Source organism: Litorivicinus lipolyticus (genome assembly GCF_009650135.1).
GTDB lineage: Bacteria > Pseudomonadota > Gammaproteobacteria > Pseudomonadales > Litorivicinaceae > Litorivicinus > Litorivicinus lipolyticus.
The window spans coordinates 185,928-202,848 of record NZ_CP045871.1 but is presented as its reverse complement, the minus strand read 5'-3'; the positions used below and the strand labels follow the sequence as shown (position 1 = coordinate 202,848).

At 61.3% G+C, this 16,921-nt stretch carries 18 protein-coding genes; 14 read left to right on the top strand and 4 right to left on the bottom strand.

From position 1 onward, the window contains the following. Position 1: 1 nt before the first annotated feature. From dut to argB, 3 genes are read left to right on the top strand one after another with little or no spacing between them, the layout of a single operon-like run. A complete protein-coding gene (gene dut, locus GH975_RS01005; RefSeq protein ID WP_153712716.1) occupies positions 2-457 on the top strand; it encodes a dUTP diphosphatase in 456 nt (151 codons plus the stop codon). A 24-nt stretch (positions 458-481) separates the two neighbouring features. Next, positions 482-3,073, top strand: a complete 2,592-nt coding sequence (locus tag GH975_RS12080) for a phosphomannomutase/phosphoglucomutase (protein WP_153712715.1) — start codon at positions 482-484, stop codon at positions 3,071-3,073. Positions 3,074-3,081: 8 nt separating this feature from the next. Further along, complete coding sequence (argB, locus tag GH975_RS00995) at positions 3,082-3,975, top strand: acetylglutamate kinase (protein ID WP_153712714.1); 894 nt, start codon at positions 3,082-3,084, stop codon at positions 3,973-3,975. On the opposite strand, the gene GH975_RS00990 is transcribed toward argB, so the two are convergent. Then, a complete protein-coding gene (locus GH975_RS00990) occupies positions 3,972-4,568 on the bottom strand; it encodes a hypothetical protein (RefSeq protein WP_153712713.1) in 597 nt (198 codons plus the stop codon). The genes argB and GH975_RS00990 overlap by 4 nt on opposite strands. A gap of 37 nt (positions 4,569-4,605) precedes the next feature. Beyond that, positions 4,606-5,238, bottom strand: coding sequence for an orotate phosphoribosyltransferase (pyrE, locus tag GH975_RS00985; protein ID WP_153712712.1), 633 nt, complete (start codon positions 5,236-5,238; stop codon positions 4,606-4,608). A 59-nt stretch (positions 5,239-5,297) separates the two neighbouring features. Here pyrE and GH975_RS00980 point away from each other — a divergent pair, with 59 nt between their 5' ends. Further along, a complete protein-coding gene (locus GH975_RS00980; RefSeq protein ID WP_153712711.1) occupies positions 5,298-6,077 on the top strand; it encodes an exodeoxyribonuclease III in 780 nt (259 codons plus the stop codon). Here the strand turns inward: GH975_RS00980 and rph are convergent, their stop codons facing one another. Further along, positions 6,078-6,797, bottom strand: coding sequence for a ribonuclease PH (gene rph / locus GH975_RS00975; protein ID WP_153712710.1), 720 nt, complete (start codon positions 6,795-6,797; stop codon positions 6,078-6,080). Positions 6,798-6,918: 121 nt separating this feature from the next. Here rph and GH975_RS12285 point away from each other — a divergent pair, with 121 nt between their 5' ends. The 6 genes from GH975_RS12285 to GH975_RS00950 are packed head-to-tail and all read left to right on the top strand — an operon-like array spanning position 6,919 to position 10,840. Further along, positions 6,919-7,056 carry a glyceraldehyde 3-phosphate dehydrogenase NAD-binding domain-containing protein gene (locus GH975_RS12285; RefSeq protein WP_322788859.1) on the top strand — a complete coding sequence of 46 codons (138 nt, stop codon included), beginning with the start codon at positions 6,919-6,921 and terminating at the stop codon, positions 7,054-7,056. Then, positions 7,056-7,328, top strand: coding sequence for a glyceraldehyde 3-phosphate dehydrogenase NAD-binding domain-containing protein (locus GH975_RS00970; protein WP_272482786.1), 273 nt, complete (start codon positions 7,056-7,058; stop codon positions 7,326-7,328). The genes GH975_RS12285 and GH975_RS00970 overlap by 1 nt, the downstream gene beginning before the upstream one ends. Positions 7,329-7,365: 37 nt before the next feature. After that, positions 7,366-8,013, top strand: coding sequence for a guanylate kinase (gene gmk, locus GH975_RS00965; protein ID WP_153712709.1), 648 nt, complete (start codon positions 7,366-7,368; stop codon positions 8,011-8,013). 35 nt (positions 8,014-8,048) lie between these two features. Further along, positions 8,049-8,345, top strand: coding sequence for a DNA-directed RNA polymerase subunit omega (gene rpoZ, locus GH975_RS00960; RefSeq protein ID WP_153712708.1), 297 nt, complete (start codon positions 8,049-8,051; stop codon positions 8,343-8,345). Between the two features lie 9 nt (positions 8,346-8,354). Continuing rightward, the gene (locus GH975_RS00955; RefSeq protein WP_153712707.1) at positions 8,355-10,442 is read left to right on the top strand and encodes a RelA/SpoT family protein; all 2,088 of its coding nucleotides are present in this window, start codon (positions 8,355-8,357) and stop codon (positions 10,440-10,442) included. 14 nt (positions 10,443-10,456) lie between these two features. Next, complete coding sequence (locus tag GH975_RS00950; RefSeq protein ID WP_153712706.1) at positions 10,457-10,840, top strand: RidA family protein; 384 nt, start codon at positions 10,457-10,459, stop codon at positions 10,838-10,840. A gap of 1 nt (position 10,841) precedes the next feature. Here the strand turns inward: GH975_RS00950 and GH975_RS00945 are convergent, their stop codons facing one another. Next, positions 10,842-11,711: an NAD-dependent epimerase/dehydratase family protein gene (locus GH975_RS00945; protein WP_170272503.1), complete on the bottom strand. Its 870-nt coding sequence runs from the start codon at positions 11,709-11,711 to the stop codon at positions 10,842-10,844. A 4-nt stretch (positions 11,712-11,715) separates the two neighbouring features. Here GH975_RS00945 and GH975_RS00940 point away from each other — a divergent pair, with 4 nt between their 5' ends. From GH975_RS00940 to ubiA, 4 genes are read left to right on the top strand one after another with little or no spacing between them, the layout of a single operon-like run. Next, on the top strand, positions 11,716-12,636 hold the full coding sequence (locus GH975_RS00940; protein ID WP_153712704.1) for a hydrogen peroxide-inducible genes activator: 921 nt from the start codon (positions 11,716-11,718) through the stop codon (positions 12,634-12,636). Continuing rightward, entirely contained in the window at positions 12,633-14,696 is a 2,064-nt protein-coding gene (gene recG / locus GH975_RS00935; RefSeq protein WP_153712703.1) for an ATP-dependent DNA helicase RecG, read from the top strand. Before GH975_RS00940 ends, recG begins: the two co-directional genes overlap by 4 nt. Before the next feature lie 23 nt (positions 14,697-14,719). Beyond that, entirely contained in the window at positions 14,720-16,012 is a 1,293-nt protein-coding gene (locus GH975_RS00930; RefSeq protein WP_153712702.1) for an HDOD domain-containing protein, read from the top strand. Next, positions 16,009-16,866, top strand: coding sequence for a 4-hydroxybenzoate octaprenyltransferase (gene ubiA / locus GH975_RS00925; protein ID WP_153712701.1), 858 nt, complete (start codon positions 16,009-16,011; stop codon positions 16,864-16,866). Before GH975_RS00930 ends, ubiA begins: the two co-directional genes overlap by 4 nt. The last annotated feature ends 55 nt before the right edge of the window (positions 16,867-16,921 follow it).

Here is a 16,921-nt window from a genome sequence, read left to right as displayed (position 1 = left end):
CATGCAACTGAACGCTAAATTGCTGGACCCGCGACTGGGCAGCGAGTTTCCATTGCCGGCACGCGCCACCGAGGGCTCCGCCGGGGTTGACCTGCGCGCCATGCTGGATGCGCCGTTAACGCTGGCGCCGGGGCAACGCGAACTGATCCCGACCGGGCTGTCGATTCACATTGGCGACCCGAATTGGTGCGCCATGCTGATGCCGCGCTCGGGCCAAGGCCACAAGCGCGGGCTCATTTTGGGCAACACCATTGGCCTCATTGATTCGGACTACCAGGGGCCGCTGATGGTGTCGCTGTGGAACCGCGGCCAACAGCCCCAGACCATCGACGTCGGTGAACGCATTGCACAAATGGTCATGGTCCCGGTCGGAATCCCAGAATTTAACTGGGTCGAGGACTATGCTGAGGACAGTGTGCGCGGCGCCGGCGGCTACGGCAGCTCAGGCACCACCTAACTGCAAATGTTCTAAGGAGTCCGTGTGGCGGCCCGTTTAACCCTGATTTTTGGCCTGGTTTTGGCCCTCGCGGTCTGGCTTGGCGGCCTGGCGCTGTTTACCGTGCCGGCCGAGCAAACCCAAATCCGCCGCGCCCAAGCTGCGATCGGTCTGGAACGCTTGGTGACGGTGGTCAACGCCCAAACCGAGCAACTCGAGCGCCTCGCCGCGGCTGCCGCCTCGCGCCCTGGCCTGGGTCAGGCGCTGGCCCGCGGCTTGACGCAAGCCCAACGCTTGGCGTTGGAAGCGGACTTCACCTCACTGCTACCCGGCGGCATCGTCACGCGCTTGTATACGCTGGGCGAAGCGCGCCTGGAAACCGATGCCAATCCACCGATTTCATTCGCCACACTGGACCTTATCGGTCAAGTCGAAAAAGGCGGGCTACCGCCACCGGAAAGCTACCCGCAGGACACCCAACGTCACATTCGACTGGCACGACCGGTCATGAACGGCACCGAACAGGTTGGCACCTTGCTGGTCGTGGTCGATCAGAATCTGGCGCTGAAACACGTCTTGACCTCCAGTGACCTGGGCCGTTTGCGCATCATCCAAGCCTTCGACGGAGCCGATCCCCAGCCCATTTTGGACCGCGGCGAGGGCATCGGTGAAGCCCTCACTATGAGCACCCGCCACCCCTATTGGCAGGTCGAGCTGACCCCGAACCGCTACCTGGGCCAAGGCATTGGCATCAATCTGGTCGAAGCCGGCGCGATTGGCTTGACGGCCCTATTGGCGCTGATTGCGGCTGCCTTTGTCGCGCTGCGGTTACAACGTGGCGCGTGGCACACCGAACTCAGCCGCATGAGTCAGTTCATTCTGGCCAGCCATCGCCAACCCGGGCTCGAGGCACCGAGCTTTGTCGACCCGGCGATCGCGCGCACCGCCAAGGCCCTCAGCCTTAAAGGTCGCCCTGACGAACAGCCGGAAACACCGCCGCCGGCACCCACCCCGGCACCCGCTCCGGCGCCAGACGTGCCGCCCACCCCGGAGCCGGTGGCCGAGGGAAACGATATCGAAAGCCCGGCCGAATCGCCGGTGGTAGCCGCCGACCAGCCGGATCTGGAATTTCCGGCCTCCACGGCCACACCTGACGCCACACCTGACGCCACACCTGACGCCACACCTGACGCCACATCCGGCTCGGGCCTCAGCCTTGAACTTGAACCCTTGGAAGACAGCCGCATGCAGCTCCCCAATCACTACCGCCCCGACCCCAACATGTTCCGCGCCTATGACGTCCGCGGCATCGTTACCGACGGGCTCGACGAACAACTGGCCTACGCACTGGGCAAGGCCCTGGCCAGCGAAGCGCTTGCGCAGGGTCAGACCCGTATCGTCACCGGTGGCGATGGCCGACTGAGCACGCCGGCACTCAAAGCCGCGCTGAATCAAGGCATCGCATCGACCGGCGCGGACGTGCTGGACATTGGCACCGTGCCGACACCGCTGGTGTATTACGGCACCTGCGTGACCAACACCCAAACCGGCATCATGGTCACCGGCAGCCACAATCCCAAGGACTACAACGGGTTCAAAATGGTGATCGACGGCAACACCCTGGCTGGTGATGAAATCCAGGCGCTGTTGACCCGCATCCAAAACGAGGACTGGCGCCACGGCCAGGGCGAAATTAAACACAGTGAACTGACCGACAGCTACATCGGCGAAGTCAGCAAGCAATTACGCTTAAAAACCCCGATGAAAATCGTCATCGACTGCGGCAACGGCGTCACCGGCATGATGGCCGAGCGCTTTTTCGAGGCCATGGGTGCCGAGGTTACGAGCCTCTACACCGAGGTCGACGGCAACTTCCCCAACCACCACCCGGATCCGTCCAAGCCCGCCAACGTCGCCGATTTACAGGCCAAGGTCGCGGAACTGGGCGCGGACATCGGCTTTGCCTTTGACGGTGACGGCGACCGCGTCGGCGTCATTACCGCCGCCGGTGACAACGTATTCGCCGACAAGTTAATGATGGTGCTGGCGCGCGATGTCGCTGCGCGTAATCCTGGCGCCTCGATTCTGTATGACGTCAAATGTTCGCGCCATTTGGCCGGCATTATTCGCGATGCCGGCGCCAACCCGATCATGTGTCAAACCGGGCACTCCTTGGTCAAAAAGAAAATGCGCGAAACCGGCGCCTTACTGGCCGGCGAAATGAGCGGCCACGTATTCTACAAAGAGCAGTGGTACGGCTTTGACGACGCGCTCTACACCGCCGCCCGGATCATGGATTTACTGGCCCGCTCGGACACGGACCTGGACACGCTGTTGGCCGCCCTGCCCGCCGATGTCGGTACCCCGGAAATCAACTTGACCGTGACCGATCAAAGCAAATTCGATATCGTTCAGCGCCTCAGCGACCAAGGCTGGTTCGAAGGCGGCGACCTGTCGACCATCGACGGCGTCCGCGTTGACTACGACGATGGCTTTGGCCTAGTCCGCGCTAGCAACACCACACCGGTGCTGGTGCTGCGCTTTGAAGCCGCCGACAGCGCCAGGCTGGATCGCATCGTGCACCAATTTAAGACACAGCTGGCTCTGGTTGAGCCGACTCTGTCACTGGATTTTTAAGGAAGCCCATGTCCTACACCGCCGATAATGCGCAAGGCCTAATCGAAGCGCTGCCCTACTTTCAGCGCCACGCCGGCAAGACCATCGTGGTCAAATATGGCGGCAACGCCATGGTCGATCCACAGTTGCAGCGCCAGTTTGCCGAAGACGTCACCCTGCTCAAGCAAGTCGGCGTCAATCCGATCGTGGTCCACGGCGGCGGCCCGCAAATCGGCAGTCTGCTGGAACGGCTGAACATCAAAAGCGAGTTCATCGATGGCTTACGGGTGACCGATGCGGACACCATGGACGTGGTCGAAATGGTCCTCGGCGGTCAGGTCAACAAGTCCATCGTCAGCCTGATCAATCAAGCCGGCGGCAAGGCCGTTGGCCTAACCGGCAAAGACGCCAGCTTCATCCGCGCCACCAAACTCAACCTCAAACGCGAAGCCAAGCTTGACCAGCCGCCCGAGATCATAGACCTGGGCCACGTTGGCGACGTCGAGTCCATCGACCGCAGCGTGCTGGATTTGCTGACCCAAAGCTCGGTGATTCCCGTGATCGCCCCGATCGGGGTCGGGCGCGACGGCGCCAGCTACAACATCAATGCCGACACGGTGGCCGGCAAAGTGGCCGAGGTGATGGGGGCGGAGCGCTTGTACCTACTGACCAATACGCCGGGTGTGCTGGACAAGTCAGGCGAGCTGTTAACCGGGCTAAACGTTGCCCGCGTTAAAGGCCTGATCGACGACGGCACCCTGTATGGCGGCATGCTGCCAAAAATTGAGTGCGCCCTCAGCGCCGTTAGAAATGGCGTCAGCAGCAGCGTCATCTTGGATGGCCGCGTACCGCATGCGCTGCTATTGGATTTGTTTACCGATCAGGGCATTGGCACCATGATCATCCGCGAGAACGACGCCTAGCGTTGCCCGACCAAACGCTCGATCCGGGCGCGGCGGGCAGCATACAGCGCCCGCAAGTCGTTGATCTCTATGTGGCGTTTCGCCAGCGCCAATTCTAACTTGGCGACGTCCAGGCTGCGCTCGCTGACCCGGTTTAGGGTGTCGTCGCTGATGGCACCGTTACGCTCCTCGCGCGCCGCCTGGCGCTCGACCTGAGCCAGCGCCGTGCGCTGAATTTCCAAGGTCTTATCCGCAATCAGCACCTGCAACTCCAGCCGTTCAATGTCGTTGCGCTCGGCCATGTCCAAATCCGCCACGCTTGGGTAGCGCATCAATAGCTGCTGATCTTTGGCGGCCTGTGCGGCGATTTCAGCCTGGCGCTGGCGCTCCAGTTCGCGCGCCGCCAATTGCGCCGGGGTCAACTCCGGCGCCACGCGGCGAATCACGAACAGCTGTGAATCCAGCACCTCGTAGCCGCGTTTGACCTGTGCTGGCGGAATTTTGTCCGATAGCTGGGTGCGCCCCGCTTCATCAATAAAACGGTAGTACGCGGGGATGCCTTGGGCCGAAGCCCAAAACGAGAACGCACTGACGACTACCACTATCCACCGCATGCGACTGAGTCTAGTACAGCCTGCGGTGAACGTGGTGCTAGGCGAGAACGCCGTAGGTTTCGCGATACTGGACCATGGCCGCGACGTGCTCGGCGGACTGGGTCGCACGGGCGAATTCCAAGACATCATCCAAGGTCACAATGGTGCGCACGTCCAAGCCCTGGGCTCGCAGCTCCTGGATCGCGCTGGTGCTGCCTTGGCCGCGCTCTTGACGATCCAAGGCCACGACCAACGCCGACACATCAACACCTTTTAATTGCTCCATCGCCTGGCGCACCGCGGTGCCGGCGGTAATCACATCATCCACCAGCAAAATACGGCCGCTAGGTTCGGCGCACATCAACACGCCGCCCTCACCATGGTCTTTGACTTCCTTGCGATTAAAGGTCACCGGCACGTTGCGGCCCTGCTGAGCCAGCGTCACCGACAGCGCCGTGGCCAGCGGTATACCCTTGTAGGCGGGGCCAAACAGGCCATCGAATTCGACGCCAGCGATCGCCTCGGCGTAGCATTCACCCAATAAAGCGAAGGCGTTGCCGTCGTTAAAAGCGCCCGCGTTAAAGAAATAGGGGCTGACACGACCGCTCTTTAATGTGAACTGGCCAAAGCGTAATGCGCCGTAATCGACACAGGCTTGCAAAAAGCGTTGTTTATAGTCGGCTTGAGTCAAGTTATCATCTCGTCTAAGGGACGTGCCCGGTTAATTGATAGGTTTGAAGGATAACAAAGATGCGGGTAATCAACCTTACCGTTAACGGCATCGTTGACGCGGCTGAACGCGGCTTTTTCGATTGGGCCGCCACCAAAGACGCCGAGGTCATTGCGCTTCAGGATGTGCGCTGCCGTGAATACAAGATCGCCGATGACCCCGCTTACCAATTGCCGGGCTACGAAGCGTTTTTCTGTGAAGGCGAAGACGAGGACTACGGCGGCACCGCGATTTACGTGCGCCAAACGCCCAAGGCCATCATGCGTGGCTTGGCTAACTACGACCTGGATAAACACGGCACCTTAATTCAAGCCGATTACGACGAAGTGTCGATCGCCAGCCTGTGGATCCCGCCCGGACGCGACTCGGAAGGCCTGGATCTGCAGTGGCACTTCATGGAAACGCTGAACGCCCACATGGGCAAAGTACGGCGTAAACGGCGCCTGTTTATCTACGCCGGCAACTTCCAAATGGCCCACCAACAGCGAGACCTGACGGACCCGGACCTGCACTCCAATACCCTTGGCTTTTTACCCGCACAGCGCGATTGGATGGACGAGTTGTTAAGCACCACGGGCTATCGTGATGCCCTGCGTGAAGTGTCACGTGATGATGGCTATCACAGCTGGTGGCCCAGCCACGACGACCTCGGCAGCAAAGCCGACCCGGGCGCATGGCGCGTGGATTATCAAATTTGTTCGGAACAACTGGCGCCCAAGGTGCTGACCGCCAGCATCTACACCGAGCGCCGGTTCAGTGACCATGCGCCGGTGATTGTCGACTACGATCTGGACCTGTAATCAGCCCTGGGCCAGAGCCGCGCGCTGGGCGTCAAACAACGCCTGGGTTCCGGTTTCGGCCAGGTCCAACAGCAGATTTAACTGACTGCGATCGAATACCTCGCCCTCCGCCGTGCCCTGAATTTCAACCAATCCCTTACCCTCAAGCGCGATCACGTTCATGTCGGTGTCAGCACTGGAGTCCTCGTCGTAGTCTAGATCCAGCACCGGCGTGCCCTTGTAAACGCCAACACTGATCGCGGACATCATGCCGATGACCGGGTCCTCTTTTAAGCGCTTGTCGCGCTGCAGTCGATTCAGCGCATCGACCACCGCAATCGCCGCGCCGGTAATGGCCGCACACCGCGTGCCGCCGTCCGCCTGCAATACGTCGCAATCAATCGTGATCTGGCGTTCGCCAAGTTTCTTTAAGTCGATCATGGCCCGCAGCGAGCGTCCGATCAGGCGCTGAATCTCGACCGTACGGCCTTGCTGCTTGCCACGCGCCGCCTCACGGCCCATACGCGTGTGCGTCGAGCGCGGCAACATGCCGTACTCAGCGGTGATCCACCCCTGACCTTTGCCACGCAGGAAACGTGGCACGCTTTCCTCGATCGTGGCCGTGCACAATACCCGCGTCCGCCCAATGCTGATCAGCACACTGCCCTCGGCGTGGCAGGTGAAATTACGTTCGATTTGGATGTCGCGTAGTTGGTCGACGGCTCGTTGGCTTGGGCGCATGCTGGCTCCTGGATGACGTTGAGCCGCCACCATACCGACTCGCGCGTTACGCGCAAGGGTGGCAAGGCGCGATTGCTTCATGCTAAAAGCCGGCCATCCGCTTCAAAATTGGAGACCCTGAATGGGCAAAATTCGCATTGGCATCAATGGATTTGGCCGCATTGGCCGACTTGCGATGCGAGTCATTTGCGACCATCCAGCGTTGGTCTGCGTGGCCATCAATGACCCCGCCGGGATGCCAAGACACACGCCCACTTGATGAACTTTGACAGCGTTCACGGGCGCTGGCACCAAAGCATGAGCGTCTGCAACGAGGGTGTGTCAGTCGCCGGACAACCCATCCGGCTGAGCCACGAACAGGCCATTAGCGCGACCGACTGGTCCGGCTGCGACCTGGTGATTGAGGCCAGCGCGCCGCGTTGGGTCCGGATTTCTTTACACACTCGCCGGGCTCGGCGCCTGTTTGCTCGCGTCCGCACTGCTGCTGGGGCTGGCGGCGTGGGATGCGCGTGCGATTTGGCTCAGCGTTGACACTGACGCCCCCACCAAAAGCAGTTAAACTCCATCGATGAAATCATTGACCCCCCAAGGCGCCTTGTTTGTCGTCGCCGCGCCCTCCGGCGCCGGAAAATCCAGCCTGACCCGTGCCCTGCTCGAACGCATGGACAACCTATACCTCTCCGTCAGCCACACCACGCGAAACCCACGACCGGGTGAAATTGACGGCCGCGAATACCACTTTGTCGACGACGCCACCTTTGTCGATATGGTTTATCACGAAGCCTTTTTGGAGCACGCCCAGGTGTTTGGCTTCAAGTACCGCTACGGCACCAGCCGCGCCGCGGTCGAGTTGCACCTCAACAAAGGCCACGACGTGCTGTTGGAAATTGATTGGCAAGGGGCCCAGCAAATCAAGTCACGGATGCCCTCCGCCCAGTCCATTTTCATCCTGCCGCCGTCGCGCGAAGAGCTCGAACGTCGCCTGACCGGACGCGGCACCGACAGCGCCGAGGTCATCGCGGCGCGCATGGACACGTCGGAAAACGAGATCAAGCATTGGCACGAATTTGATTACCTGGTGGTCAACGACGATTTCGATACCGCGCTGGATCAATTGGCCACCATCGTCACCGCCCGGCGCAGCCGAACCACGCATTACGCACCTAAAATTGCGCCGTTGCTTGCAAAACTGTTGCCGACGACCGATCTGGGCTAAACTACGCTACTACCACTTTTTTGGAGAATCACCGAATGGCACGAGTAACCGTTGAAGACTGCTTGGACAACGTAGAAAACCGTTTTGAGTTGGTCATGCTGGCTTCGCGTCGCGCCCGTCAGATCGCCGTCCAGGGCAAAGAGCCCATGGTCGCGCTTGAAAACGACAAACCGACAGTATTGGCCTTGCGTGAAATCGCCGAAAACAAGGTCAACCGTGACTTTATGGCCGCCCAGGACGAAGCAGATCGCCAGCAAGCTGCCGAGGACGCTGCACGCGAAGAAATGCGTAAAACCAGCAGCCACCTGGATCACCACTCCTACGACGCCTAAGACCTGTCGATGACCATCGACTCACTGTGCAATAGCCTGGCGGACTACCTCGATTTCGAGCAAATCCGCCAAGTGCGCAGGGCCTACTTCTATTCCGAACAAGCCCACACCGGTCAGTCACGCCGCTCCGGCGAGCCGTACATCATCCACCCCCTCGCGGTGGCCGGTGTGCTGGCGGACATGCGCATGGACCATCAAAGCCTGCAAGCGGCCTTGCTGCACGACGTTATCGAAGATACCGGCGTGTCCAAGCGTGCCTTGACGGCGCAATTTGGAGCCCCCGTAGCGGACCTGGTCGACGGCGTCAGTAAACTGACCCATATCCAGTTCGAAACCGCCGCCGAGCAGCAAGCCGAAAACTTTCAAAAAATGGCGCTGGCCATGGCCAAGGACATTCGTGTGGTCATGGTCAAACTGGCCGACCGGCTGCACAACATGCGCACCATCGGCGCCCTAAAACCGGAGAAGCGCCGGCGCATTGGCCGCGAGACTCTGGACATCTACGCCCCCATTGCCAACCGTTTAGGCATGTACGAAATGCGCAGCGAAATGCAGGAGCTGTCGTACCGCGCCCTGCACCCCATGCGCTTGGGGCGGCTTGAACAAGCAGTCGCTAAAATTGCCGGCAACCGCAAACGCGTGGTCGAGGAAATCGCCACGTCGATTGAAAACCGGCTGGCCGAATTTGGCCTCAAAGGCCATGTCATCGGCCGCGAGAAAAAAGCCAACTCGATCTACCGCAAAATGAAAGACCAGCACAAAAGCTTCGCCGAAATCATGGATGTTTACGGCTTCCGCGTGATTACCGAGTCGGTGGATGACTGCTACCGCGTGCTGGGCGCCATGCACGGTCTGTTCAAGCCCCGCGTCGGTCGCTTCAAAGACTACATTGCCATCCCCAAAGCCAACGGCTACCAGTCACTGCACACGACGCTGGTGGGCATGCACGGCATCCCCATCGAGATCCAAATTCGGACCGAAGAAATGGAGCGGATGGCGGCGGTCGGTATTGCCGCGCATTGGCTCTACAAAGAGGGCCAGGACGGCGGCACCTCGGATCGCGCCCATCGCTGGGTCCGCGATTTGATGGAGCTGCAACAGCGCGCCGGCGACAGCCTCGAATTTATCGAGAACGCGAAAGTCGACCTGTTCCCGGACGAGGTCTATGTGTTCACGCCGAAAGGCAAAATACTGGAACTGCAGCGCGGCGCCACCGCGGTCGACTTTGCCTATGCCGTGCACACGGATGTCGGCAACCGCTGTGTGGCCTGCCGCGTTGATCGGACGCTGGCGCCGTTGTCGCGACCACTCGAAAGCGGTCAAACCGTTGAAGTGCTGACCGCACCCAATGCACGACCCTCGTCCGACTGGCTCAACTTTGTCACCACCGGCAAAGCCCGCGCCGCCATTCGACACACCCTGAAAACACGCCAGCGCAGCGAATCCATCAAGCTGGGCGAGCGCCTGTTGGGCCGTGCCCTGACCTCCTTTGGCCTGTCCCACGACGACATTACCGACGAGCAGCGCAGCGAAGTGCTCGAGGTCTACAGCGCCGAAACCTGGGAAACCCTGTTGGAGCAAATTGGCCTGGGCGACCGCTTTGCCCTAACCATCGCCAACCGCTTAAGCGGCGAGCTAACCGCCGAGGCAGGTGACAAACCGCTGGCCATTGCTGGCACCGAAGGTGTAGTCATTTCCTACGGCAAATGCTGCATGCCGATCGCCGGTGACCCGATTATCGGCAGTGTCAGCCGCGGCAAGGGCGTCGTTGTGCATCGCGAGCGCTGCCGCAACATTGCCGAAACGCTAAGCGACCCCGAGCGCACGGTGGCGGTGACCTGGGCGGACGATGTCCAAGGCGAGTTCGAAACCTATTTGACCATCGAAGTCGAGAACACCAACGGCGTGATCGCTCAGATGGCCGCGGCCATCGCTGATGCTGACGCCAGCATCGAGGGCATTACACGCGAAGAGCGTGACGCCCGCCTTAGCGTCGTTCGTATCGCCGTCAGCGTACGCGATCGACTGCACCTATCTCGGGTCATGCGCCGACTGCGGGCCCAAAAATGCGTCCTCGGCATCAGCCGCGGCAAATAACTTTAGGAAGTTTTATGAGCAACCGTAGCGTTATCCACACCGACCAAGCCCCCGCCGCCGTCGGCACCTACAGTCAAGCCGTCAAAGTCGGTAAAACCGTGTACCTGTCCGGTCAGATCCCGCTGGTGCCGGCGACCATGGAACTGGTCGAGGACTTTGAAGGCCAGGTTCACCAGGTCTTCAACAACTTGAGCGCCGTCTGTGAAGCGGCCGGTGGCACGCTCAACGACATCGCCAAGCTGAATATCTTCATGACCGATTTGTCGAACTTTGCCACGGTCAACGAGATCATGGCCCAGCACTTCACCCAGCCCTACCCGGCGCGCGCGGCAATCGAAATTTCGGCACTGCCGAAAGGCGCCAGCATCGAAATGGACGGCGTCCTAGAGCTGCATTAAGTCAGCGCGGCAGCGTCGACAACACCTGTTGATAGCCGCTTTGGTGATCGGGGTACAGCAGCTGGTACCCCAGCGCATCAATACCCAATGAGTTGACCCAGCGCCGCCCGCCGCGGCGACTGGGGACGCCATCAAACGCCGGCAACGGCAGCTCAAGCTTGCGCGCAATGTAGGCGCACACCTGGCCCAGCGTGGCCTGGTCTTCGTCCGTACCATGAATCAGCCCAGGCACCGCCAGCCCCGCCTGAGCGGAGCGCACAATGCAGCGCAACAGCCCAACGCAGTCGTCTTCGTGAATTCGGTTGGTCGGCGCATTGGCCACGCCCGGCACCAAACCCGCGCGCACGTTATCGATCAGGCGCAGGCGTGAGGGCCCATAAATCCCACTAAAACGGACCCGGGTTAACTTCAGGTCCTGGCCGGCCAGCCACTGCTCGGCCTGCCAAAGTATTTTGGCGCCTGGCGCTTTGGGGGCCACCGCGCTCAACTCATTGACCTCGCCTTCCAAGTCACCAAAAACGCTGGTGGACGACACAAAGGTCACATGCGGACGACGGTCCGCCACGCGCAATGACTCGACCACATTCACCAGTCCTTCCACAAAGGTCCGCCGATAGGCCGCTTCCGTGCCCCCATCCGGGGTCAGTATCAAGCACAGCTCACCGCCGTCGGGCGGCAAATGCCGGCGCCAAATCGAGGTCAGGCCGGCCGGGTCCGAGAGGTCCCCAGCCACACCGGTTAGCCCCGGCGGAATGCGGCTCGGGTTGCGCCGAATGCCAATCACCTCGTGACCGACCTGCTGCAGCTGCAAACCCAGCTTGATGCCTAGCGCCCCTGCCCCCAGAATGAGGCATCGATTTAATTGCGTCACACTTATGACCCTTACTGGCCTTCGCTACTTTGTAGCCCTTGCCCAAGAAAAACATTTTGGCCGCGCCGCCGAGCGCTGCTTCGTATCCCAGCCCACCCTGAGCGCCGGTATCAAGCGCTTGGAAGATGAGCTGGGGCTGGCGTTATTTGAACGCGCCCGTGCCGGTGTGCGCCTGATGCCCAGTGCCGAGCCGCTGGTATTGCAGGCCCAACGCGTGTTGGAGCATGCCCATGACTTTGCCCAGATGGCAAGCCAGCAGCGCGACCCCCTGACCGGCGCATTTCGCCTCGGCGCCATTCACACCGTCGGCCCTTATCTATTCCCATCCTTGATCCCGCGCGCACTCGACGCCGCACCCGACATGCCGGTGATTATCGAAGAGGCCTACACCGCCCAGCTTAGAGAACGACTGCGCCGGGGTGAATTGGACGCCGCCATCGTCGCGCTGCCGTTCACCGAGGTCGACGTCTTGACCCTGCCGCTGTACGACGAACATTTCGAAGTGGTGATGAACCACAGCGACCCGCTGGCCAGCAAAACCAGCATCGCCAAGGCCGACCTCAACCGCGATGACCTGATGCTGCTGGGTGAAGGCCACTGTTTGCGCGATCAAATACTGTCCGCCTGCCCGGGATTGGGCGAGCGCCTGAGCGCCAACCACAACCGCGAAAGCTCCAGCCTTGAAACCCTACGTCACATGGTCGCCGGCGGCCTCGGCATCAGCGTGCTCCCCTGCTCTGCAATCGGCACCGATCGCTACGCGCCCGGGCACCTGGTCAACAAGCCCTTTGCCGAAGCCGACATGAAGCGCACGGTCGCGCTGGCGTGGCGCGCAAGCTTCCCGCGTCCCGGGGCGATTACGCTGATGGCCCAGCTATTGAAGGCACTGGCGCGCGATCTCAATGCCGAGCCGGTCGACGCATGAGCGAGGCTGCGGACCTGTCGCTGTCACAGCTGACCGGGGTCGGCCCCAAGGTCCTCGAAAAGCTCAGCAAACTACACGTCCACTCGATCCTGGACCTGGCCTTTCACTTGCCCCTGCGCTATGAAGACCGCACCCGCGTGGCACCGATTGCGTCATTACAGCCCAGCATGCGGGTGCTGATCGAGGGCCGAAAAATCGGTATCCGTGAAGTCATGGGTCAGCGCCGCAGCCTACTGGTGACCGTCGGCGACGCCACCGGCACCCTGACCCTGCGACTGTTTCACTATTCGCGCGGCATGCGCACGTCACTGGAAAACGCCGACGCCTTGCGCTGCTTTGGCGAGGCACGAGTCGGCGCCCATTCGCTGGAAATGGTTCACCCGGAAATTCAATTCGGCGAACACGATCTGATCACACTGAGCGATACGCTGGACCCGATCTATCCGATCACCGATGGGCTGCAGCAAAAAAGCCTGCGCAAACTGGTCGCCCAGTCGCTCAGCTTTGTCGAGGCGCATGGTCTATTAGAGCCGCTGATTCCCGCCGACATCGAGGCCGAGTTTCAGCTGCCGGATCTATTGCAGTCATTGAAGCGCCTGCACCACCCCACGCCGGCCCAATGGGCACGCTTCGAAGACGCCCCGGAGCGCTCGCGCCTGGTGATCGAGGAATTGTTGGGGCACCGTTTGGCGCTGCTGGAGCGCAAAGCCATCCGCAAGCAAAAGCCGGCCCCGCGCTGCCCTCTCGACACCCCCCTTAAGGCCCGATTCAGCGCCGCACTGCCGTACACCCCAACCGCCGCCCAGCAGCGCGTGGTCGCCGAAATTGAGGCCGACCTGGACCGCCCCGAGCCGATGCACCGATTAATCCAGGGCGATGTCGGCGCCGGCAAGACCCTGGTCGCGGCGATGGCGGCACTGCCGGTGTTGGCGCAAGGCCACCAAATCACGGTGATGGCGCCCACCGAAATATTGGCCGAGCAGCATCGGGACGCCTTTAAAGCCTGGTTTGAGCCCTTGGGCTATGGCGTGGTTTGGCTATCCGGCTCAATGAAAGCCGCGGCCAAGCGCGACGCCCTGGCCCAACTGGCCAGTGGCCAAGCGGCGATCGCGGTAGGCACCCACGCGCTGTTCCAAAACGGTGTCGAATTTGCCGATTTAGGACTGGTGGTGGTCGACGAACAACACCGCTTTGGGGTCCACCAGCGCCTGGCGCTGACCGGCAAAGGCGGCACCCAAGCCCCGCATCAACTGATCATGACCGCGACCCCCATTCCGCGCACGCTGGCGATGAGCCTGTACGCGGACATGGACATGAGCGTGATCGACGAATTGCCGCCCGGGCGCACGCCGATCGACACCCGCGTCATCAGCGCCCGCAAACGCGACTTGGTGGCCGAACGGATCGGCCATTTGGTCGCCCAGGGCGGCCAGGTGTATTGGATCTGTACGCTGGTCGAGCAGTCCGAGCATCTGGCGGCGCAGGCCGCCGAAACCAGCCACGCCTGGCTGACCGACGCCCTGCCCGGGCTGACCGTGGACCTGGTCCATGGCCGCATGAGCGCCGAGCAAAAACAAACCGCGATGGAAGGTTTTAAGCAAGGCGCCACACAGGTTCTGGTGGCGACCACGGTGATCGAAGTCGGGGTCGATGTGCCCAACGCCAACTTGATTGTGATCGAAAACGCCGAGCGCCTGGGGCTGGCCCAACTGCACCAGCTGCGTGGACGTGTCGGACGTGGCCGGCGGGCCAGCTATTGTCTGCTGATGTATGAGCCTGGGCTGTCAGAAAACGGCCGCGAACGCCTGCAGACTCTGCGTGACAGTAACGACGGTTTTGTGATTGCTGAAAAGGACCTGGAGCTGCGCGGTCCCGGCGACATGCTAGGTACTCGCCAAACCGGCGACCTCAGCTTTCGCGTCGCTAACCTGGCGCGCGACCGCGACCTATTGCCGGTCACGGCGCAACTGGCCCAGCGGCTTCTGTCGGATGATCCACAACGCGCACAAAAGCTGATCCAGCGCTGGGTCGGCTCGCGTCTGATTTACACCCAAGTGTGACCAAATCGGCCTATAATTTGACCATGTCTGAGACCCATTTTTTAAGCGACAGGCCAACGCCGTCAAAAACCTTGGTCGGGGTACTGTGCAGCACCGATCAGGGCCAGCCGTTGCAACTGCTATTCAGCGCCGACCGGCTGCTGGATTTGGGCGCGGTCGAGCGTATTTTAGGCGGCCGCATCAGCCGCAGCGCGGGCTCACCCGTGACCCTCAACATCGGTGGCCAGGCCGCCAGTTGCGCCAGTATTGCCAACGCGCCGACCCTGCTCGACCAGGCCTTGGCCGATCAACCCATGTGGCACATCGAAACCGAGCTGGGCTGGGTTGCCATGGCCCAACGCGAGATCGCCAGCCATTGGCCGCGCACGGCCGTGCATGTGTTGACACGGCCATTGGCCTCACTGACGCCGGAGCTGCTGGAAAATACCGCCCATATCACCCGCCAGATCGAAAACCTGACCGGCCGGCGCGTGCGCAAGCGCCTGGACGAGACGCTGGAAATGCCGCCGCTGCCGCACACGGCCACCGAAATCATCCGGCTTAAGCTGGATCCGGACGCCGGCACCAACGAGCTCGCCGCGGCCGTCGAAACGGATGCCTCGCTGGCCGCGCAGGTGGTGTCCTGGGCCAATTCGCCGTACTACGCCGCGCCCGGCCAGGTCGCCTCGGTCGCCGACGCCGTGATTCGCGTGCTCGGCTACGACATGGTGATTAACTTGGCGCTGGGGCTGTCGCTGGGCAAAAGCGTGACGCCGCCCAAGGGCCGGCGCGGCGAGCCCTCATTTTGGACCCAAAGCGTTTACTGCGCGGCAAGCATGCAAGCGCTGGCACAGGCCATCCCGCCAAACCACCGCCCGAACGTCGGATTGGCCTACTTAAGCGGACTGCTGTTTAACTTTGGCCAGTTGGTGCTGACCCACGTGTTCCCCGATCAGGCCCGGGACATTGAGCGTTACCAGCAGGTCAATCCGCATGTGCCGTCGCGCTATATCGACCGTCACCTGCTGAGTTTGGAGCGCGAACAGCTGAGCGCCGAGTTGCTTGAAAGCTGGCGACTGCCCGAGGCCGTGTGTGACGCCCTGCGCTATCAGCACCAGCCCACCGTCAACACCGAAAATTCGCGCTACTCAAAATTGCTGTTCGTGGCGACCCGCCTACTGGCTGCTCACGGCCGCGTCTCAGCCCGACCTGGCGACATCAGTGACGCCCTGCTGGACGAGCTAGGACTGACCCGCTCGGTGCTGGACAGCACACTGACTCAGGTCCTCGGTGGGGCGGCTAACCTTGACTCGATGGCCCGGGATTTAGACGCGTGACGCTGGCACCTTACTTGGACCTAATTCGGTTTTACCGTCCGGTCGGTTGGCTGGTGCTGCTTTGGCCAACCTTGATTGCGGTCTGGGTCGCCAACAACGGCAACCCCAGTGTGCACATGGTGCTGGTGTTTGCGCTCGGCGTGTTTTTGACCCGCAGCGCCGGCTGCGCCATCAACGACTACGCCGACCGCCACTGGGACGGTGGTGTCGAGCGCACCCGCCAGCGGCCTCTGGTCACCGGCGCACTGTCGCCACGTCAGGCATTAGCCTGCTTTGGTCTGCTGATGGTGCTGGCCTTTGGTTTGGTATTGACGCTGACACCCATGGTTTGGCTGGCCAGCATCGTGGCCGTGGCACTGGCCGCGCTGTACCCCTTTACCAAGCGCTTTACAAACTACCCACAGCTGTTCTTGGGCGCGGCTTTTAGCTGGGGCATCGTCATGGCCTTTGTCGCCGCCGGCCAACCGATTGGTGCCAACGCCCTGACCTGGTTCGCTGCCAACCTACTATGGACGCTGGCGTATGACACGCTATACGCCATGGTCGATAAACCGGACGACGTAAAGGTCGGCATCAAATCCACCGCAATCGCCTTTGGCGACAACGATCAGCGCATGGTCGGCGTGTTACAAGCGGCAGCTTGGGTGCTGTGGGCACTAGCCGGTTGGCAGGCCGGCTTAGGCTTCGCATTTATCCTCGGCATGGGCATTGCCGCCAATTTGTTCGTCAATCAACACAAAAGCATAGTAAAAGCCGACCGCTCAACGATTTTCGCGGCTTTTGTCGCCAACCACCGCGTCGGTCTGGTGATCTTTGTCGGGGTCCTGTTGGACTATGCCTTTCAAGCGCAGTAACACGACTGTCACATTTGTCGCGTTTACTGCGCCGTACTAACGAGGATGCTTGACC